This is a genomic window from Coleofasciculus sp. E1-EBD-02 (assembly GCF_040218245.1).
Taxonomy (GTDB): domain Bacteria; phylum Cyanobacteriota; class Cyanobacteriia; order Cyanobacteriales; family Coleofasciculaceae; genus Coleofasciculus.
Genome location: NZ_JAVJQN010000036.1, coordinates 16375 through 36837, shown reverse-complemented (window position 1 = coordinate 36837; position 20463 = coordinate 16375). Strand labels below are relative to the sequence as shown.

The window sequence follows — 20463 nt, the reverse complement described above, 5'->3', positions numbered from 1 at the left end:
GAAACATTTTCGATGAACTGACCGCAAATCCCCACCTGTCTGCCTCGCGGTTTCACCGCTACCGCTCACCTAAAAAGGCAACTCTTCTGCTATGAAAAGGCTCCACTCGTTGACGCAACAGCTAAACCACCTGCGGCAAAAATCTGAGCAATTTCGTACCATCCTTCCATTCGTTGGATCTGATGGTCATCTTTCCCCTGAGCAAAAAAAGTCAGGTCATCCGTTAAAACAAATCCTTCCCTTCCTGGGGACAAAAGGCAATCCACCACCATCAGCAAAGCGGCAAGGACGTTCACCCGTCATGTTTATCTTAGCCGTCGTTTCTCTCACCAGCGTGATGGGAAACCGTTTTTACAATCAACCAACCCTCGATGTGGGTAGGGACGCTCCCTATACCATCCGCGCTCGCTTTGATGCTAGTGTTGAGGATACTAAAACCACAGAAGAAAAACGCAAAGAGGCTCGGACGGGTTCGTTCCCCGTTTTAATGATTGACAAATCTCTGACCCAAGAGATTGATCAAAACCTACAACAATCATTGGACAAAATAGACCAATGGCGAGAAATTAGTGGTTCGTTTCCGTTTGTGCCAACCTCGGTGCTGTCCGCCGCCACCCAGCAGTATCTGCGCCAGAGTGAAGCCTGGGAATGGCAAGCTATTGTTGCTTTCGTCGAAGATAATGCTCCGGTCAACCCCTTTGAGCCTGGAGTGGTTATCCCAAACCGAGAGAAAAAACCGTTGACTCGGGAGTTCATCCAAGCAGTAAGCGAATTGCAAAGTTACCGTCAAGTAGCGTCTACTCCAGCCTTCTCTGAGTTGATGCAGACAGCCAGTAAAGCTCGTCAGGGTTACCAAAAGGCAGTGGCTCAACTGTCATCAACTGTAACTCCGGAATCAACTCCTGCCTACGATGCATCCGTACTCGATCTGTCTGATTCCGCTTGGCAGAAAACTCGACAGGGAATTCAGGATGCCACTCGCCACATTCTGACCCAAGGAATTCCGCCGGGATTGCCCTCGGAGTTATTAGACAATGCGGTAGCGGTGCAGGTGAGTACGCTGATTCCGGCTGAGGCACAACCCTTAGCTGTGGAACTCCTGACCTCTAACTTAAAGCCCAATCTCATTGAAGATACAGAACAAACCAAGCGTCGGGCAGAACAAGCTGCTCGATCGGTAGATCCTGTGATGGTGACGGCTCAAGAAGGAGAAGTCATTGTCGAAGCGGGCGAGGAAATTACCCAGGCGGATTTTGTCCTGCTGGATTACTACGGCTTGAGTCGTCGCGAAATTAACTGGATCGGGCTGATTGGATTTGGCGGTTTGGTTACCGGGGGAGTTGGTATTTTTTGGTTAGTCGAACGTCGAGTCCATCCCCCCCTGCGGCGACGTGACCATATTTTGGTGCTGCTGTTGAGTGTAAGTACACCCGTCTTGGCATTATTGGGGGGGCAATATAATAGTCTGCCCGCGATTGGGTTGTTAGTGGGGAGTTTCTATGGGTCAAGCTTGGGTGCGACTGTGGTGACACTGTTGACTGGCTTGGTCACATTTAGCATGGAGGTGAGCTGGGAATTTTTAATCGCGGGTGGTACCGGGGGTTTAGTGGGAGCGTTGATTGCCGGACGGATGCGATCGCGGGAGGAATTGGCGTTGTTAGGCGGTATCGTGGGATTGACCCAGGGCAGCGTTCATCTCGTCCTGAATCTGATTATGAGTGCCAGTGCTGGCACAATTTGGTACGCGGTGCTACCGGGTGCGGCTCTCTACGGGCTATCGGGGTTAGCCTGGAGTATTGTGGCATTGGGACTCTCTCCTTATCTAGAACGCTTGTTTGATTTGGTGACGCCAATTCGGTTAGCGGAGTTGTCCAATCCGAACCGTTCATTGCTCAAACGGTTAGCCACGGAAGCGCCAGGAACATTCCAACATACTTTGTTTGTTGCCTCCTTAGCTGAAGCCGCCGCCCGTGAACTTCACTGTAATGTGGAACTGGTTCGGGCAGGTACTTTGTATCACGATATTGGTAAAATGCATGATCCGTTGGGATTTATTGAAAATCAAATGGGCGGTCCCAATAAACATGATCAAATTAACAACCCCCGTAAGAGTGCCGAGATTATTAAAAAGCATGTCTCTGAAGGGTTGGTCATGGCTCGCAAACATCAGTTACCGAAAGCGATTCGGGATTTTATTCCTGAACACCAAGGTAAACTGCTGATTTCCTATTTTTACTTTCAAGCCAAACAACGCGCTCAGGAAGAGGGGAAAGATTCGGTGAAAGAAGCAGACTTTCGCTATGATGGACCAATTCCTCAGTCGCGAGAAACCGGAATTGTCATGTTAGCTGATGCCTGTGAAGCGGCGCTGCGATCGCTTAAAGATGTTACCCCGGACACCGCTTTAATCACGGTTAAGAAAATCCTCAAAGCCCGATGGGAAGATAACCAGTTAGTTGATTCGGGGTTAACCAAAGAAGAATTATTGATTACGGCGGAAGTCTTTGTCAAAGTTTGGCAACAGTGCAATCACCAGCGGATTGCTTATCCAAAAGCTGCCCTGAGTTGTCAACCCTCTTCTCCAGTTTGATTGATACAGCTTGGAAAAATTGTTCAACAACAGGTTTGTTGAACGTGCAGTAGGGGTATACCTATCGCTTGGTAAACCTTGGCTGTTTTTTGAATCACGTTGCGATCGTCAAACTCTCGCAAGACTTTTTCTCGTCCAGCGACTCCCATAGCTTGGCACAAATTGGCGTCGTTTAAGAGGATCTCAATCGCATCCGCCAACCGCACCGCATCGTTAACCGGAACCAAAACGCCATTTTTACCCGGGTCAATTGCCTCTCGACAGCCAGGGACATCAGTGGCAACCAAGGGTTTTTCCATCGCCGCCGCTTCTAGTAAAATGCGAGGAACACCTTCCCCACCATGGGAGGGTAACACTACAAGGGTTGAACGAGCAATGAACTGTTCAATGTTCTCCAGATGACCCAGCAAGTCAACGATTCCTTCCCGTTGCCAGTGTTGTAAAGTGGTTGGAGAAATTGAAGCAGGATTGCCCAAGTCTGGCTCACCCGCGATCTGAAACGTTGCCCGAACGCCACGAGCTTTGAGAATATGGGCAGCCTCTACGTATTCTATAACACCTTTCTCTGTGATTAGGCGGGCAGCAAGCAGGACGACTGGCGTCAGCGGAACATCTGGCGGATGAAGCGGCGGTGAAAAGCGCTGTAAATCGATACCCGAACTTCTGATCAGTACGGTTCGGTAGGGATGAGTCAGCTTCAGGGTGGTGAAAACTTGCCGATCATCCTGATTCTGAAACACAACCATTGCCCTGCGAGCCGTCAATACCCATCTACCGACGATAATGAAGATGAGTTTCAAGATCCGAGCCTTCCACTCACTGCTACTAAAAATGTAGCCTAATCCCGTAATCGCATTCACCACCCCAGTTGTACCACTCAGCTTAGCCGCGATCGTTCCCACAAGAACACATTTGAGCGTAAAGTGATGGACAATAGAGGGCTTTTCTTGCCGGTAAATCCGGGTTAAATGACCAATGGTCAAGAGTTCAACCAGGGGATTGATACTGCGCCGACAGAGGCGCAAGGGAATCCAGCGAAATCCTTCGGCTTGCAGTCGGTGTACGTAGGTATCTGGGGGAGAAACAAAAACAACCTCGATTCCTCGTAGACGGAGAAATCGAGCCAGGGGTAAGCGGAAGTTGTAAAGATTCCAACCCGTGTTAGCGACCAGCAAAATTTTGGGGCGATGCTTGAACTTCACACGACATATCCTACTAATATGGATAGGTGAATGGCATCGCTAAGTTATCTTCCAGTATAAGCATTTACCTGGGTTTGGTGAAGAGTCTGGAAGAAATACAACTATCTGGGTGATGTATATAGCGCTTGCCTCTATCAGGCAGCAGTATTTTGGATTGGGTGACGGCTAATCAAGTCTTGCGACTCAATGATCGAAATGTGGCATAAGGGTTTGTAAAAAGAACTCTATCTAAAGGAGGATAGTTGACTCATAGAGTGTTCGAGAGCAGGTGATAGAACCCCCAATAATCATTGGATAAGAGCTTACCGCTTCTTTTTACGAGTAAGCCGAGAACCAATGCCTAAACTACCAAATGCTAATAAACTCAGCCCTGACGCTGGTTCAGGTATGGGGGTGGCTGTCGAAACCGCTTCAAATGAAATATCATCAAGTGCGAAATCGTTGCCATCAAAAGTGGCATTCTGGTTCACAATTGATACTGTCACACAACTGTTGGATGCCGAGTTCCAAGTCGTACTGAACGGTTCCCAAACTCCAGGAATGTCAGATGGCGTAAATAGGGAGTCTATTGTCGTTGAGTTGATGGCAAATTGTAACTGAGCAAACGAGTTAGGGAACATGGAGGTAATCCATGTCGCCAAGTTATATTGCGTGTTGCGTGTAACCGGGAGAGTTTGCTGCCAGACTATTTTACCAACAGTAGTGCTGCCGTTAATAATCATCATATTGCCGCTGCCTGTCGTATGATCCCCAAAGGATGTCCAGCGGCTATGTACAGCCTTTGGATTGGTGCCGACGGTATAAACAGCAGGGGGATGCAGATTGTGCGGACTATACGTATAGTCACTAGAGAATCCGGTGTTGCCAGCACTAAAGTCACTGTTAAGCACAAGATTAGTTGCGTAGGCAGTCTGAGGCAAGACAATCGTCAACACACTAAGTAAATAAATATTAAGTGTAATCAACTGATTCACTCGAATCGACTTCATAATTTGTATTATTTTCCAGGGTTCAATCCTAATTAGGTAGAGCTTGCTCTATCATCCGCATCGTAGCTTCCCTTCAGGAGAATCGTAATCCGGAAAAACTCGGAATTATCAAAAAAACTTCAACATTTGTGCCAAGAATTTACTGATTTTATAAAGGTTTTATGAAGAGACAGGGGGGAAATCAAAGCCATTCAAATTCCCTCCCCTTGGTAAGGGGAGGGTTAGGGAGACGTCTGTCTCAAGATATTGCTTTCTTTTTGAGCTTAAGTTGACACCAATGACAGCTATACGCCTTTATCCGGTGAGCTAGTTTTGTCTAGCAACTGCTGGTAGAGTGCTTCCCACCTATCTACAACTCGCTCAATACTGTAATTAAGCTCTACATGCTTTCGACTAAACTGCCCCATTTGTTGACGCTCTTGTGGAGATAAATTCATCATCCGTTCCAGCGCTTGCGCTAAAGCGTCTGGATGGCGAGGGGTAACCAAGAAACCATTTTTTCCATCCAATACAATTTCCCGATTACCACCTACATCAGTCGCCACAATTGGTAGTCCAACCGATGCCGCTTCTAAAAGTACCATTGGCATTCCTTCCCACGCCGAAGACATGATATAGAAATCGGCAATATTCATTAAATCAGGAATATCTCGTCTCGGTTCCAAAAATTTGACTTGCTCATGAATGCCAAGAGTTTTAGCTAAGGCTTTCATCTCTGGCTTAAGACTTCCCTCGCCAACAAGAGTTAACACTGTATTGATAGAAGTTGCTTTGATTCGGCTAAAGGCTTGGAGTAAATTCGGATAATCCTTGGGTGGACGAAATCGCCCTACGGCTAAGCCAATAAATTTCCCCTCTAAACTTAACTCCTGTCGTAGGCGTTGCTTGGCTTCTCGATTGGGTTTAAATTTTTGAATATCTATGCCGTTGGGAACCACCCTAAGTTTTGTTCTTGGTACAGCTTTGATGCTCACATATCGCTCAGCTCCAGCGTGACTTTTTTGAGTGGTGATGTCGCAGAGAAAGTCAGTCAATTGATAGACCCATTCTCGCCATCGACCTCCCTCGTTAATGTTGGATGTTGTACAAACTAACACAGGTACATGAGAAAACAATCGACTCACCCGTGCCAGAAAATTAGCATGTACCATGTGACTGTGGAGGATATCAGGCTGCCATTGATTCAGTATTCTGGCAAGTTTGAAGATTGCTTTGGGGTCGGGTACACCCCGTTTCATATTAAGGCTTTGAATGGGTAAACCCTCTGATTGAGCTTCTTTGCCCATGGCACCCAACGGTGTCATCGACACAATCTGAATCGCGTATCCCCGCTTGAGTAAAGTACGAACAAGGTACAAAATCTGTTGATCTGCACCACCGAGTCCCATACAAGTGGACAACATTAAAATTCGTTGTTTAACCCTAATCACGATGTTTGGCTGCTAGCACAATTAGACTTGATGAAAAGAGAGGGAATAACCCGGTGAACAGTGTCGTCTCTGCCAGACTTAAAGGTTTTAGAATGAAACGCAATAATGGCACAGACAATAATCGTCCGGGAATGACAGTTACAATATCGGGCTGCCACTGATAAATTTTTAAATGACCAAATGTCTCAATAAAGTTCGCAAGATGACCAGGGTCCCAAACTTGACAATGAGTCGGATGATCGGCATGAAGTTTACCCTTTAAGTATTGAAGCAGTCTAGAGGGTCTAACAGGATTAGGAAGAGCAATCAATACCCAATTTCGACTCACTGAAGCTAGCTGTAAAAGTGCGAGAGTCGGGTTTGGGACGTGTTCTAGAACATGAGAGGCAATGACGAGATCGAAGCTGTCCGGAGAGTAATATTGATCTAATGCTTCAACTGAACCTACACGACAAGATGCAAATTGACGGGATAGTTCAACACAGGTAGGATCGAGATCAATCCCTTGCACTGAAACCTGGGGAATTTGAACAAGATATTGTAACAGTTCTCCCCGTCCACATCCTACATCTAGGATACTTATTGACGGCTGATTTGTTTGTTCTAAAACTAGACGAACTAAGGAACATATTGCCTGAAGCATCGCCTGATGAATTCGCTGAGACTGATAAGTTTTGAGTTCGTAGTTCAGATGAGGGATAATTTCTGGCATTTTTGCAGCAGTAATTCGTGGATTCATCGGGTCAATAGCACTCTATCGCTTTGCCATATCTTCTTCTTTAGATTGAGCCAAAGTACGTCGAACATATCGCTTGAGCGTTTTGGGCATATAGGAATATAAGTATCGACCAAGAGGATACACTCCCATCCATAATGGTAAACTAAGGTCTTGAATAGCCTGCCATTGGATTCGGGCTAATTTTTGTTGCTGTTTTATATAGTTAAACTGTTGATGCCAAAAACTGTTTGGGTGTACCCAATGTTCACCGAGGACTTGAGGAATAGTTGCGAGTCGCCAACCCAGACGGACAAAGGCAATCCATAAGTGAAGATCAACCATACTATCTACATCTGGATATCCTCCAGCTTGCATCCAGGCTTTTTTTCTATAGGTAACCAGGGTATGAGCAAAGGGAACACACTTAGCCATTGTCCTAACCAGTTGCTGATGTTCTGTAGCGGGCATTCGGATATACTGTTCTTGGCGATTATCATCCACTAAAACGTAGTGACAAGCGACTAACCCGACATCAGGATGCGCCTCTAAAAACTCGACCTGTAAACGTAACCGTTCAGGATAGCTGATATCATCAAAGTCTTGAATAGCAATATAGTCTGCTTGACTCTGTTCAATTGCATAGTTAAGGGCTTGGCTGCGTCCTAATCGTCCAGGACTCAGGACACGCACACGTTGATCGTTTTGAGTGAGTTCTCTAAGCTGTTGGGCGGTACAGTCAGTTGAGCCATCATCGGCAATAATAAATTCAAAATTGGTATAAGTTTGCTGTAAAATACTAGGCACAGCGCGATTGAAGTAGAGTTCACCATTATAGACGGTTGTGACTACACTGAGGTTTGATGAATTCATCGGTGCATTTTAAGATAAAGGGTAAAAAAATGTGATCGTTCAAGAAGATTGTCGTCTCGTAAAACTCGTAGGGTAAGGAGATAAATCCATAATGGGAGTCGGCTGGCTCATCGGCTTAACCACACTGAAATGTTGATGGTTATCAGTCACAAAATACACAACGGGGTTAATGGTCTTACCTTCGGCATAAGCTTGGTTAAAGCGGTTAAGCCCCCAAAAAACTTTTTTCAGAGAAATACGCTCAAACGGAATCCCTAATTCATTAGCAATGGCATCTCCTAAGTCCGCTAGTACTGAGTAAAACAACCAACTCGCCCAGATTTGTACTTGTATCCCATTCATTGTACCTGTCCACAAGTAATTCAATCCTAATAGCTGTTGAACGATTTGCAACACATTCTCCAGTCGCCATCTTCGTCGATGAAGATCAGCGACAACATAGGGGGGTAAGATAGTCGGGTCTAATACAGACGTGAGAAAAGTATACCAATGCTGGTTATGGCGGATTTGTACTAGGCGCAGTTTGAGGTGAGACGTCAGCGTTTGACTACTTTTAATAGAAATGATTTGATCTTTCACGCGATAGGTTGAAGTCAAAACTTGTTCGATCTGAAATAATTTATGAGATCTAAGCCTAGTAATAAAATTGATCTGTTTCGCCATTAAATCACTCAAAACCTGGACATGATTAAAACCTCGATCAAGAATCAGTAAGGTTTTCGCTGGAACTAGATTGAGTAATTTCTGAGTAAGATGGGCGTCGTCAACTTTAATTGTGGGAGAAAACCATACTTTAATGGGTATTCGAGTGGGCAGATCGACCACCGTGCAGATAGTTTTTGATAATTGCATATTAGACGGAGGCTGAGTAGTATTGAGTTTAGATCCCAATAATTCTAAGGTAGAGCGATCTACTGACCAAATTTGTTCAAAGTGCTGACGACCCAGAGAAATTGTCGGCGGTAAAGGACGTTTTTTTCGTTTATAGCATCGCTGTATTAACTGAGGCGATATATCTTTAAATACACGCTGCAATAGTTCAGCAGGCATCAATAAAATTCGGTTTATACGTTCTCTTTGAGATAGGCTAAATTCTCGACACCAGAGTAAATCGTTTTGGGCTAAAAACTTAACCAGTTTCTGTACGGAATAAACATTTCGCCATAATAAAAATAATCCGGCTGCCGTCATCAGAGGCAGAGTTAAAATTCGTCCTTTTCCTCCTAGTGAGTAATAGTAAGCGTGTTGGTTAAATACCGCAGGGGTAAGCAACTGATGAATCTGGGTTAAAACTAGCCGATAAGCTGTCTGTTGAGAAGGACGATTAGCCTGAACTCCACTGTAGTTGTCTGGCGTAGAAACAGAGGGGAGTTGATCCTGAACATAGAATCCTGGGGTCATTGACCAAGAACTTAAATTATTGTAGGTAAACGGCTGCTGAGTTGCATCTTTTGGGGAGATAAAACCAGCACTTAATACAATCAATAAAGGCGCCACCTTAGAACGATGACGCATTGCTGTCCCATAATTAGACGTTCCCAGAGCAAATATACAAGCTATGCCTAAACAGAAAATGAGTACAGTCCAAGCAACATTACTTCCTTTTAATCGATTGCTATTTTTAATAATTAATAAAATGAAGCCTGCATAAATCCCAACATCAATTAGTCCAATAATATCTTTAGTATTACTCACCATCCAGGGAAAAGGAGTAAGAATTAAATAAACGAGTCGCAGGGGGACTTGCCAGAAAAAATCTGTGGGTGAGCGAATAACTAAATCGGGCAGATAACCTGTTCGACCAGCTAAGGCTCTAGATTCTTGTTTGTGAGCTATTATAGCTAAATCCCCCGACTGAATTAAATCCTGTATTTTCCCAAATGCTACTCCTGACCATATCACTAATCCCAGACCTCCTATCGCAATTAAAGCAATCAGGGTATTGCCAATAAGACGACCTCCCCTCTTTTTGAGAAAAGCTTTGGCAGAATAAAAGATGGGAAAGCCAGCATAAAGAACGATTCCAGCAAAAAATGCTGTATGTAGCACTGAAGCCAGAATCATGACAGAGAAACCGATAATAAATGATTGAGCCTTACTCCGCTTCAGCCAGACTAAAAAGTGGTAGATACTTAGTGTAAATAAGTAAGTTAAAAGCGCTTCTCGAACTCTCCATGCCGAATAAAGTGATAAAGTAGGAAATAAGGCACAAACCCATGCTGCCCAGATGGCAGGACGTTCACTCCAAACAATTTTAGTAATCAGATAAACATTAAGAATTAATAAAGTTCCCAGCCATACATTAATTGCCTGAATCATTAAAGAACTGGTGCTGTCAGTAATTGCATATAAAGTAGCCATAAACCAAGCATACATAAATGCTCCGGTTCGGAAATACTCTAAAACACCTGGAAAACCCGAACTTGACCAAAATTCCGCTAACCGCTGAAACCCATCGTCTTCCAAAAAATTGTTTCCCTGAAACGATAAGTATACGATGGCCAATGCAAGTGATCCACGAGTCAAAAATCCAACGAGCAACGGGACTTTAATTTTTGGATATTTATAAGATATCAATAAAGTAGTCGTTGCTAAAATAATCAAGCTGATAATCCCAACAAAGTCTACTGTTGATCTTAAAAATAATGCCGATGAAATTAAAAATAAAATAAACAATAAAAATATAAAATCATTAATCATAAATGTAAATCAAGTTAGGCTTTGAAGTACTTTTTCTGCTCTAGCTTTCCATGTATATTTTTTTTTAAATTCTTCCCTAGCTCGTTTTCCGAGATAATTCCTCATTTTATCATTATCACGTAAATTTATCAAGCCAGTTACCCAAGCTTCGATATCTTCTGGTTCATACAAAATAGCTGTTACTTCATGGATTAACACTTCTCGTAAAACAGGTAAATCTGAAGCGATGATTGCCTTACCTGAAGCCATATACTCAAAGATTTTCAGAGGTGACATCCATCGCGCCACATCACCGCCACCTCCAAACACTGATACACGACGCTGGTAAGGTGCAATCAAAACATCACAAGATTGACGATACTTTTCAGTTTCTGCTGGTGGAATAAACCCATGAAAATATATATTCTTTAAATGGTCTAACTTAACTCTCCAGTAATCTAAGTCAGAGTTAGTACCACCAACAATATGAAAATCTGCCCAGGAACACCTTATTGATAGTTCAGCAATTAACTCCATTCCCTTACCGGGATATAAGTGACCGACATACCCTACCTTGAATCTATTCGGCTGATCAAGTTTTAGCTTGTCGTATTGTCGGGGTTCATCAGCCGCATCATGAACAGTAGTAATTTTGTAATTTGGTATATTGTATTGACCTTGAAAGTCATGTTTTAGGGCATCAGAAATTACAATTAAATTTTTAAAGTATTTTGATTTTACTGTTTTCAACAAAAAACATGAATTTATTTTTCTATAGATAAGTTTATGCGCTTCATAAATAGAATTCAAGCCGATTAAACCGCAAAAAAAACAACTACGTAATGAACGAGTATAAACTAATTGAGGTAGCATTTTTTTTGCTTTTACGGCAGCTAAAATTTCATATAAATATAATCCAAATTTACTTCTTACACAGGGTAATTTTAGAGACTGAAAACACTCCCTTACACCATAGTATTTATAAATATTAGTTATGTCGGATTCGCTGATGATGTGACTTGGATAAAGCAGTAACACTTCATTACCGTTGTCTGCAAAAGCCTGACACATTTTCATTACCTGAATACTGTTAGCAGTGCGGGAAGGTATTATTGAATTTGATATATAAATGATTTTCATATTTATGTTAATATTAATTCAATTTAACATTTCGGTGATTTAAGTTATTTCATTGCTGTTACTAGATAACCTGTTGTCATATAGATTTGGCTGATTGCTAAATGAGGGGAATGGATATGTTCAAGTACTTCACTAACTACTACATAATCAAAAAATTCATATTGACTAAATTTATAAGTACATATATCTCCTAAAATATCCGGTGATTTGGTTTGATCTATATCAAAAGATGTGACTCTAAAATTTGCCTGCTTTGCATATTGGCGTAAAAGCTCATTGATCGAGCCACCTGCACCAATAAGAAAGACGTTAGCACCAGGTTTAATTTCAGAAAACTCTTGTTTGAGAAAAGGATAAATGCCTTTACGAGAAAAAACCTTAGAAGCTTTTTTTAGAAATACATCTACATTGTTTTTCATAAAGCAAAATTGTTGATATTTTAATCTAATTTAATTGAAAAAATCTTATCCTGTTCAATAAATTAAAGCACTAATAAAGATATTCTGTGGACAAACAAAAACAAAAGTTTATTGTTATTAACAACATAGAATGCTCGATCAACAAAACTTTTTACTATCCTTAATAATAGTTTGAGTTAATTTGTAGGTCAAACTATATGATTTAATTACTTTTTTCCAGGTTTTACTTCGAGCAAAATCCAGGGACTTTTGTGACATAAAATCCCAATTAAATTCAGAACTTAGTAATTTAATCATTGCCTCATACAACGACTGAATATTTTCTTGTTCGACTAAAAAGCCACTGTAACCATCTCGAATAGCATCTTCATTCCCACAATCTAATGAACCGATAGCTGGAACTCCAAAGGCATTCGCTTCTAAGTGAACGAGACCAAAGCCTTCAAAACTATCGCCTATATTTATAGATGGCATAACTAAACCCCGTACACGATTGTAATAGGAGTTCAATTCTTTTTGTGATATTTTTCCCAGCCAAATAATATTATCTTCAAGTTTATTTTTCGACACATTCACTTTTACCTGTTGAACATATTGAGCATCTGAAATAGGACCAACAATAAAAAGTTTTGCATCTGGAAACTTCTGGACAACTTTTGCCATTGCTTTAACAGCCTGTAGTGTTCCTTTTCTCGGTTTGACATGTCCAACCATTAGAAAAGCATTTTCGCGAAATTGACTAGAAGGTGGTTGATCATTTTGATTATTGACGCTAACGCCGAGTGGTATTACCCTGATCTTGTCTGCAATCTGCGGTACTGTATTAGTCAATCGCATCGCCGTATATCGACTAATAGCCAAAATAAAAGTAGCCGAAAGATATGCCTGCTGATAAAAATTGTCCCATCTCTTTTTCAGCAAAGCAACTGAATAGGTTCCCACCGCATTGATAATTAACGATTTTCCATTTTTAGCCAATAGATAAGCTAACGGAATAAAAGGTTCAGCTAGGCAATGAATAATAGAACAGTCTTTGACTAGCTTTCTAGCTGTAAAAAAGTCTATAGCTAAATTTATTGGTTTCAAAATCCCATCCGCAAAAGATAATAGAAAGGGATGAATTTGAATTTTTTCTAAATCCGGACAATGAGCCGATGACATAATTAAGACGACAGGCTCAACTCCATGCTGAGGCATTCGCTTAATAATCTCATAGGAATAACGTCCCCAACCGTTATCCTGAGATAAATTAGTCGTGATAAAAGCCACTTTCATTACGCTTTTTCAGCCTTGGATGAGTAAAAGAATAGTATCATGGTGCTAATGGCTTCCTGGCTTCCTGCATACTGCCATACTGCCATAACCAAAGTTACACAATAAGGGGCGATCGCGATACCGATCCAGACTCACTTGTAGTCCTTGTAGGTGGGGGATATACTGGGCTAAATAGGGAGCCATTAAAGGTCCGGCTTCAAAGGTTTCAATTTGGAAACCTGCACGTTTAATCTGTTGACGCATTACCCAGGGAAATCGCCAAATATGTGGCAGTTCCTTGTTTCCAGCATAGCCTTGATTGGGACCTTCTTGACCACTGATCCATGCAGCTACAGTTTTGAGTAGACCGACAGGTAAAGCAAGGGGTGTGCGTCGTCCTAGTTTCCAATAATTATCACCTCCCAGTAAGACCCAACAGGCTGGATTAAAGCACGTTGGCATGGCAATTAATGCTAAATTTCGAGTTACACGGTACAGCTCACGCAATCCCTGATGCAAATTGGGTAGATGTTCCAGTACATGGGAACTCAGTACCACATCAAAGCTATTATCTGGAAACGGTAGATGCTCAGCGTCAGCTTGTAGAAATTCTACAGTCACATTCCACATTTTTGCCAGACGACAAGCCGCCTCAATATTCGGATGGGAGATATCAATTCCCACAACGTCCACATTCTGCTGCGCCGCTAGACAACTCAGCACTCCTTCTCCACATCCCGCGTCTAGCACTCGTTGTCCAGCTTGCAGATAGGGTAAAAACTGAGCGTGGATCTGGCGGTGAGCATAGCGACGCAGCCAATAGGGAGAATTGAATCGCTTATCCGTAATCTGATCATGATACGTTTCGTAAAATTGCTTGACTTGGGTACTCATTTGGGTTCCTCAGAATATCTATTCGTCATTTTCCAAGTGTGAAGGAAATAGGCAGTTGCCAACAGGTGACCGCCCAAACCCCCGACAATCAGCCACACCCATGCTAAGCCGATATATCCCCAGGTGGGGATGGCTACCGCAAAACCCAATACTGTCAGCGTTACAACCACCGCTGAATTACTCACCCAAAACCGCATTTTTCCCATCGCCAAAAACAGGGGTCTGAGCCAAAAAAATGCTAACCATATCGCCGAGCCAATGAAGAACAGTTGGGTGGCGCTAACGGCTGGTAAGTACGCCGCCCCTAGTATGGATGGTAAAACCAATGGAATTAAGCAGGTACTAGCTATTACAATAACGGCTAGCGGGATGCCAACTCGGAGAGCCAAACGCTGGACTCTTTGGATCAGAGCCTGTCTGTCCCCTAAACTCCAAAGTCTGGCTAATTCAGGATAGGTTACGGATTGCAACGGTTTTACCAGATAGTTCACCAGGCTAGATAGACTCTTGGCTAATTTGTAGTATCCAACTTCTGTGGGATTGCGAAAATACCCCAAAAGTAATACATCGAGTTGTTTGGGAATCATGCCTAATAAGGCATTCAGTTCATTGTAGAAGAGAAAGTGAAAAATTTCTCGACGCCTGCCTTTGAGGTTTTGCCATTTTCCTTGCAGTGGGAACGCCCCCCAATGGTGGTAGATTAGCCGCCAGCCCATGATCCCGTACAACAGTCCGGTTACTCCTGTGGCGATCGCACTCCCCCAAATAACCCCGGCTACCTGCCAATTTGCCAAAACCAGACCTAACACCAATAGGACTCGTAGAATTTTGATCAGACTGTCAATTCCTGCCCGCAAAGGAAATTTTCCCAGCGTCGTGATCACGGCTTGGGATGTTCCCACTAAGGCTTGGGGGATAAAGGCAGCAGCATAAACGACAATCAGTCCTGCTGATTCAGGTTGATGAGCCACCGCTTGTGCTGCCCAACTCGCCGTAACTAACACCAGCAAAAACGCTAACGTCGCGATCGCTAAATCGATGATATATCCCAGTTGGCACATTGCCAGTGCCGATTCGCGATCACCTGCGGCATGAAACTCACTAAGGTATTTAACTGATGCCTCAGCCGAACGGGCATCAAAAAACGTGTAGACCAAAGCGGGATAGCTCATTACCAATGCAGCAATGCCGTAGAGTTCTGGTCCGAGCCAACGCGCGACTAAGATACCCTGAAGAAAACTTAGAGGCGCTCCTAATAAGTTGGCAATCGTCAGTACGCCAACATCACGAACAAATTTTTGCCCTATGACTTTCGCCCATAAGGTTTTACCTAGCGTCCATAATCCTTGTTTACTCATTCCCCAGAATTATAAAAGATGACCGGAGAAAAGGGTAAGAATGAAAGAGATTATCTTAGCCAACACCGCCACGCGATCGCCAATCACCTGTGCCAAGATTGCTCCTCAACGTTTCCACACCCGTTTCATATCCCTAGAACACCCATCCAGGAATCTTATATGCATGAAGCCGTTTTTTTGTCAAATTAGCCCCAGAGCGAGTTCAGTAAATTGGGTCATTAAGTACGTTTGTAGTATTTAATGATTTTCGACTTTAGCTAGAAAAATAGACGTAATCTTAAGGCGTTGAGGCGTTTTATCCTTAAAACGCCTATAATAACAACACAATACAGGATTCATTTTTTTTATACTACAACCAAAACCAACGTAAAGTCAAGCTTTTCCAAAACCGTCCAGCTTCAGCCCTAAATCCGATTATCTTGATAAATTTAAAACTCAACGGATAAATCGAAAAGGTTTAGTTATGTGACAACAGATCCACCGATGAAGGTTCAACCGGATAGGATTATATCCGGACTGTATTGCCTCGATAATTTAAATCCCGTAGTCATTGACTTTTTTTGTTGTTTGAGGTACTTTTTTACCATGGGAAAATGTGCGCTCCTATAGACCCTCTAGAACAGTAGGGACAATGGAGACTTCCCAGTAATTTCGCGATCGCACAACCTGGGAAAAAGAGCGATCGCATCCAATTACCGAGACGCCAACACTCCCACGCGATCGCGCTTCACCTCTGCCAAGATAGCACCGCGCCGTTTCAACACCCGCTTCATCTCCTCAGACAATCCCGGATTGCTAGCAAACTCAGCATTTTCCACATTTGCCCCTCTCAAATCCGCCTGATTCAAATTGGCTCGACTCAGATTCGCGCCGCCGAGTTCAGCAATGCTGAGATTAGCGCGAATTAAGTTAGTATTGCCTAAGTTGGCTAAATACAGGTTAGCCAGACTCAAATCCGCCAAACTCAAATCCGCTCCCTGTAAATCAGCACCTGTCAGGTTCGTGCGAATCAAATCAGCCCCTCGCAGGTTGGCGCGAATCAGGTGAGCATGGCTCGCATTGGCACGAATCAGCGTCGCCTGACTCAAATCGCTAAGGCTGAAATCAGCATTCCGTAGCTGAGTATTCCGCAATTTGGCACGGTTTAGTTTCGCTTGACTCATATCCGATTCACTCAGATTCGCGCCGTCGAGATCCGCACCTTGCAGATTAGCCTGTCCCAAATAGGCACGAATAATTGAAGCCTGCTTCAGGTTTGCCTCTCTCAGGTCAGTTTTTCCCAGATTTGCCCCTCTAAGTTTCGCTTCACTCACGTTAGCGGCATAGAGATAAGCCTGGTAGAGATGAGCGCCTCTCAAATCAACCATTTTCAGATTGGCGTAGTTTAAGGTTGTCCCCTCTAAATTGGCATCGGTGAGGTTCGCCCCCTCTAAGTTTGCCTGAGTCAGATCCGCATTCCACAGCACCGCACCGCGCAGATTCGCCTGTCTCAAATCCGCCCCACACAGATTAGCCTGAATCAAATCAGCCCCGCGCAAATCAGCCCCGCACAGCCTTGCCTTCATCAGGTTAGCGCCATGCAAATCAGCACCTCTAAGATTGGCTTTCACCAAGTTAGCACCTTTGAGATTAGTATCTCTGAGATTAGACTCGGCGAAATCTCGTGCCAAATTCAGACCCACCATTGCCGCCAGTTGAGCTAAATTGTCCGTTTCTGCCGCGACAACCTTCTGAATTAGGACTTGGAGTTGGGTAAAAAAACGTTCATCCATCATAGTGCAACTCAACTCGACTGAGATAGGGCTTAAACTTACGTTCCAGCAACTGCTGAATAATCAGCCTGTCCAGCACCGCCCGTTTATTGCGACTAATATCCGGACTCCACAATCGGTCAACATGGGTCAAACAAATATCTCGCCGCGATACTTCAAATGTGGCGTCCACGCGACAAGGAAGGGCAGAGACACTCAATGTGCCGAGTTTGACCTGATTGAGCCAGCCATTTAAGACAGGCTGTCCCCGTTCTTCTTCAAAAATCCAGGCGGGGTTTTCTTCGGTTACTTTTGTAGTAATGTGACAAATGGAATAATGGTTAGGTTCCCCGTTTAGTGACGGTTGTCCGGTTGCTCCATTTCCCTGTAGATCAAGGGTGGGCAGATCGAATTCGGGTGAGGTGCGATCGCGGATAGGACGATTGGCTGGAGAATCCGTCTCCACCGTTGGTACACCCAATTCCATAGAACCCATAATCCGGGACTCATAAGGAATCTCACCCCCCTCTACCCTCAGCCGCAATGCTCCCCCTTTGAGTCCAAACTGAATTCGTCCTTGAGGTAAAGACTCCCACTGCTGGCTAAACTTAAGGGTTAAGTACAGGTCAATTTGTGGCGTTGGAAACGGTTGCAGAAATTCCAGATAGTCAGGATGTTCCACGGGTTGCACCGGAATCCCTGCCAATGTCATGTACAGACAATCAGCACAGTTGTTTTCCGGTTCGGGCTGGGATAGAGGAGAAATTGGGGAAGGCATTGCCGAACACCAACTGAGTAGGGGTTCATCTATAACCGTACATGACCTGGGACTCAGTTGTTTGCCTGCGTAACATTAGGTAACTAAATCCTGGCTGAAAATACGCCATACCTCAAAGAGTAGGGTGGGTTAGGTGGGACTTGAATTGAGGCGACAACCATTCAATGAACTATCCACCGTAACCCACCGATATTAATGCTGGGCATAATTTTGAAATTGGCTGGGGTCAAGGATGCCATTAAATAAAGGGCGCAATGCCTTGCGCCCCTACGGATGGGATACACTATCCATCAAATCAAATATTGATCAGCGCTCTAATGTTATTCACATCAAAATCCAGTTGGGCAAAATCTTGCTTGTGATTTGACAGAATTGTGCGAAATTCGGCGGGAATATCTCCATCTTCATTCTTGATGATATATCCATACTTAATCGCCGTTAACACATTCACCAAATAGAGAAGTTGCGTTGCTTCTCCTGAATCTGGAGCAATTGTCGGATCATCCTCATTCCCAAAACTACCATTCCGCAGTCCGAGAGAACTATACAAAACTTCCCCTCCAGCATCTGTTTGGGAATCATTCACCCAGGAATGCCACAAGGTTACGTGGAAAATCGCAAACCGACAGAACTGTTTTAAGTATTCCATATCATTGGCATCGGGTTTATCCGATAGCGTAATCGGACTTACCACTTTCAGACTGCCATTGATGGTGCGGCGGGAATTATTCGGTTGAGTCAGTTCATTCGTATCATACCATTCATACCCATCATCGCCACCACCGTCTTTTCCGGGTTCATACGCCACACTATGGTTAACCAAGTCATCCGATAACCGATGAATTTCAATCCATTCGCGTTCAATCTCATCCTGATAATTCTGGAAAAAGACCTCAATATATTCCGTCAAAAGCTGCCAATAGAGATTGGCTATCTTGGCATAGGTATGAGTTTCACATAAAGGCTGACGCGGTTGCCACCCTTTCCAATCCAACTGCGACATGCTCTCATGACAAATCTGCACCACACTCTCTGGCGTCAAGGGACCAGCCGTGACAACATAGCCCTCATTTGGATCTACTAATACCGTATCCGCCCGCCGATTAATATTAATCAAGCTCTTGAGGTGAGGAATTAACATCAGACGGAGGGGATTTTTTCTCAAGTTCCGGAACGCTGCAACTGTATATTGCTCCATCTGTAAATGAGCTTTAATATAATGTTCAATCAGTTCAGCCGCGAAGAACGTGTTGGTGCGGAAAATTCGCTTTGCCTGCAACCATTTGTCGCCGTCATTGGGCGTATAGGTGATCGGTTCTTTCAGGGGAGAAAAAGGAGCGTAGGAATCAGGATATCGGCTTTGAATGGTAATCGATGTGGGTAAGAATTTGCCATCTTTTACCTCAAACGTGGCATCAACGTTGTGCAGGTCATGAATCTGATCTTTTTCGTAAGCATCCCAGTTAAACGTAACCTTGTACTCATTCGGCTTGTGCTTATTTTTTTTCGGTAAGCAGGGATTCATCCCATTGAGAACCCGTAGCCCAAAAAATTCATCACTTCGGGTATATCCCGGATTTTTTCGCTCTAGCTCAATCGTGGAATTGGGCGGATAATCTCCTTGAATTTCCTGGAGAGAGAGTTGATTCGGATTGAGCGTATTTTCGATAACATGCTTGGCTTTAATCGGGGTTAAACGATTCGCGGCTTCATAACCTTGTAGTTTGCGACCAATCGCATCTTCGTCCGGTGTTCCCTCTAACTCGGTAAACAGAATGCGGGGGAAGGAATTGGTGGGGTTGTAAAGCCAGTAGGGAACGGTGCAAGTGCCAAAGTCATACTCTTTTTGCGTGACATTATCGGGTCCTTTAATCGTGTAGGCGAGACGTTTGGCAAGCACCAATTCATTGTTGGTATCGAAGCTGCTGCGAATTTCAATGACTCTCAATTCTAAATCAGGCTTGTCCTTAAACCCCGCTTGGTCTGGATCATAGTAAATCTCAAAATACCCATTGCGATCCGTGACACTTTTACCTAGATACTCTTCCGGTGTACCAATGTCTCGATCCCACAACTCCACTTCTATATTATGTAAGGGGTTTTGGGTGTCACTGAAGACGAGCTGACCGACAACTTTGCTTAACTGCGATCGTTGTTTTGCCGCTTTTTTCTTGAGTTTTTGCTGAACGCTAGACTTGTTAATTAGCCTGAGTTTTAAAACTTGTAATAGTTCTTGAACAATCGTTTGCGTCTTGGTCATGTGGATATCCTTTTGTCAAAAGAAAGGTTACGGGTTTATTGGTGTCTTGTCCAGGATGATGCCGGAATCCCTAATCATTCATGAGATAGCCTAAAGGCTGAAGCCGAATCAGGGCAACGATTCCTTGACCC

At 43.7% G+C, this 20463-nt stretch carries 15 protein-coding genes; 1 reads left to right on the top strand and 14 read right to left on the bottom strand.

From position 1 onward, the window contains the following. Positions 1-91: 91 nt before the first annotated feature. Complete coding sequence (locus RIC07_RS06140; RefSeq protein WP_446393751.1) at positions 92-2590, top strand: HD family phosphohydrolase; 2499 nt, start codon at positions 92-94, stop codon at positions 2588-2590. A 23-nt stretch (positions 2591-2613) separates the two neighbouring features. Here RIC07_RS06140 and RIC07_RS06135 read toward each other — a convergent pair whose 3' ends face one another. The 14 genes from RIC07_RS06135 to RIC07_RS06070 form a co-directional block, all read right to left on the bottom strand. Beyond that, positions 2614-3792: a glycosyltransferase family 4 protein gene (locus tag RIC07_RS06135; protein ID WP_446393750.1), complete on the bottom strand. Its 1179-nt coding sequence runs from the start codon at positions 3790-3792 to the stop codon at positions 2614-2616. A 302-nt stretch (positions 3793-4094) separates the two neighbouring features. After that, positions 4095-4781 carry a hypothetical protein gene (locus RIC07_RS06130; protein WP_446393749.1) on the bottom strand — a complete coding sequence of 229 codons (687 nt, stop codon included), beginning with the start codon at positions 4779-4781 and terminating at the stop codon, positions 4095-4097. A gap of 284 nt (positions 4782-5065) precedes the next feature. Continuing rightward, positions 5066-6211, bottom strand: coding sequence for a glycosyltransferase (locus RIC07_RS06125; RefSeq protein WP_446393748.1), 1146 nt, complete (start codon positions 6209-6211; stop codon positions 5066-5068). Further along, complete coding sequence (locus RIC07_RS06120; RefSeq protein ID WP_446393747.1) at positions 6204-6950, bottom strand: methyltransferase domain-containing protein; 747 nt, start codon at positions 6948-6950, stop codon at positions 6204-6206. Before RIC07_RS06120 ends, RIC07_RS06125 begins: the two co-directional genes overlap by 8 nt. A 15-nt stretch (positions 6951-6965) precedes the next feature. Continuing rightward, positions 6966-7799 (bottom strand): glycosyltransferase family 2 protein, encoded by an 834-nt coding sequence (locus RIC07_RS06115; RefSeq protein ID WP_446393746.1) that lies wholly within the window; start codon positions 7797-7799, stop codon positions 6966-6968. Between the two features lie 39 nt (positions 7800-7838). Further along, positions 7839-10304 carry a transposase gene (locus RIC07_RS06110; protein WP_446393745.1) on the bottom strand — a complete coding sequence of 822 codons (2466 nt, stop codon included), beginning with the start codon at positions 10302-10304 and terminating at the stop codon, positions 7839-7841. 204 nt (positions 10305-10508) lie between these two features. Next, positions 10509-11618: a glycosyltransferase family 4 protein gene (locus RIC07_RS06105; RefSeq protein ID WP_446393744.1), complete on the bottom strand. Its 1110-nt coding sequence runs from the start codon at positions 11616-11618 to the stop codon at positions 10509-10511. Positions 11619-11662: 44 nt separating this feature from the next. Continuing rightward, positions 11663-12037, bottom strand: coding sequence for a hypothetical protein (locus RIC07_RS06100; protein WP_446393743.1), 375 nt, complete (start codon positions 12035-12037; stop codon positions 11663-11665). A gap of 138 nt (positions 12038-12175) precedes the next feature. Beyond that, on the bottom strand, positions 12176-13312 hold the full coding sequence (locus tag RIC07_RS06095; protein WP_446393742.1) for a glycosyltransferase family 4 protein: 1137 nt from the start codon (positions 13310-13312) through the stop codon (positions 12176-12178). 45 nt (positions 13313-13357) lie between these two features. Then, the gene (locus RIC07_RS06090; protein WP_446393741.1) at positions 13358-14185 is read right to left on the bottom strand and encodes a class I SAM-dependent methyltransferase; all 828 of its coding nucleotides are present in this window, start codon (positions 14183-14185) and stop codon (positions 13358-13360) included. Next, positions 14182-15543 (bottom strand): lipopolysaccharide biosynthesis protein, encoded by a 1362-nt coding sequence (locus RIC07_RS06085; protein WP_446393740.1) that lies wholly within the window; start codon positions 15541-15543, stop codon positions 14182-14184. Before RIC07_RS06085 ends, RIC07_RS06090 begins: the two co-directional genes overlap by 4 nt. A gap of 692 nt (positions 15544-16235) precedes the next feature. Further along, positions 16236-17318, bottom strand: coding sequence for a pentapeptide repeat-containing protein (locus tag RIC07_RS06080; protein WP_446393739.1), 1083 nt, complete (start codon positions 17316-17318; stop codon positions 16236-16238). Then, complete coding sequence (locus tag RIC07_RS06075) at positions 17308-18072, bottom strand: hypothetical protein (RefSeq protein ID WP_446393738.1); 765 nt, start codon at positions 18070-18072, stop codon at positions 17308-17310. The genes RIC07_RS06080 and RIC07_RS06075 overlap by 11 nt, the downstream gene beginning before the upstream one ends. 295 nt (positions 18073-18367) lie before the next feature. Next, the gene (locus tag RIC07_RS06070; RefSeq protein WP_446393737.1) at positions 18368-20332 is read right to left on the bottom strand and encodes a lipoxygenase family protein; all 1965 of its coding nucleotides are present in this window, start codon (positions 20330-20332) and stop codon (positions 18368-18370) included. Positions 20333-20463: the final 131 nt, after the last annotated feature.

Excerpts from the sequence above, each read along its gene's own strand:
- RIC07_RS06140 (WP_446393751.1), top strand. The coding sequence starts at position 92 with ATGAAAAGGCTCCACTCGTTGACGCAACAGCTAAACCACCTGCGGCAA.
- RIC07_RS06130 (WP_446393749.1), bottom strand. The coding sequence starts at position 4,781 with ATGAAGTCGATTCGAGTGAATCAGTTGATTACACTTAATATTTATTTA.
- RIC07_RS06120 (WP_446393747.1), bottom strand. The coding sequence starts at position 6,950 with ATGAATCCACGAATTACTGCTGCAAAAATGCCAGAAATTATCCCTCAT.
- RIC07_RS06115 (WP_446393746.1), bottom strand. The coding sequence starts at position 7,799 with ATGAATTCATCAAACCTCAGTGTAGTCACAACCGTCTATAATGGTGAA.
- RIC07_RS06105 (WP_446393744.1), bottom strand. The coding sequence starts at position 11,618 with ATGAAAATCATTTATATATCAAATTCAATAATACCTTCCCGCACTGCT.
- RIC07_RS06100 (WP_446393743.1), bottom strand. The coding sequence starts at position 12,037 with ATGAAAAACAATGTAGATGTATTTCTAAAAAAAGCTTCTAAGGTTTTT.
- RIC07_RS06095 (WP_446393742.1), bottom strand. The coding sequence starts at position 13,312 with ATGAAAGTGGCTTTTATCACGACTAATTTATCTCAGGATAACGGTTGG.
- RIC07_RS06090 (WP_446393741.1), bottom strand. The coding sequence starts at position 14,185 with ATGAGTACCCAAGTCAAGCAATTTTACGAAACGTATCATGATCAGATT.
- RIC07_RS06085 (WP_446393740.1), bottom strand. The coding sequence starts at position 15,543 with ATGAGTAAACAAGGATTATGGACGCTAGGTAAAACCTTATGGGCGAAA.
- RIC07_RS06080 (WP_446393739.1), bottom strand. The coding sequence starts at position 17,318 with ATGATGGATGAACGTTTTTTTACCCAACTCCAAGTCCTAATTCAGAAG.
- RIC07_RS06075 (WP_446393738.1), bottom strand. The coding sequence starts at position 18,072 with ATGCCTTCCCCAATTTCTCCTCTATCCCAGCCCGAACCGGAAAACAAC.
- RIC07_RS06070 (WP_446393737.1), bottom strand. The coding sequence starts at position 20,332 with ATGACCAAGACGCAAACGATTGTTCAAGAACTATTACAAGTTTTAAAA.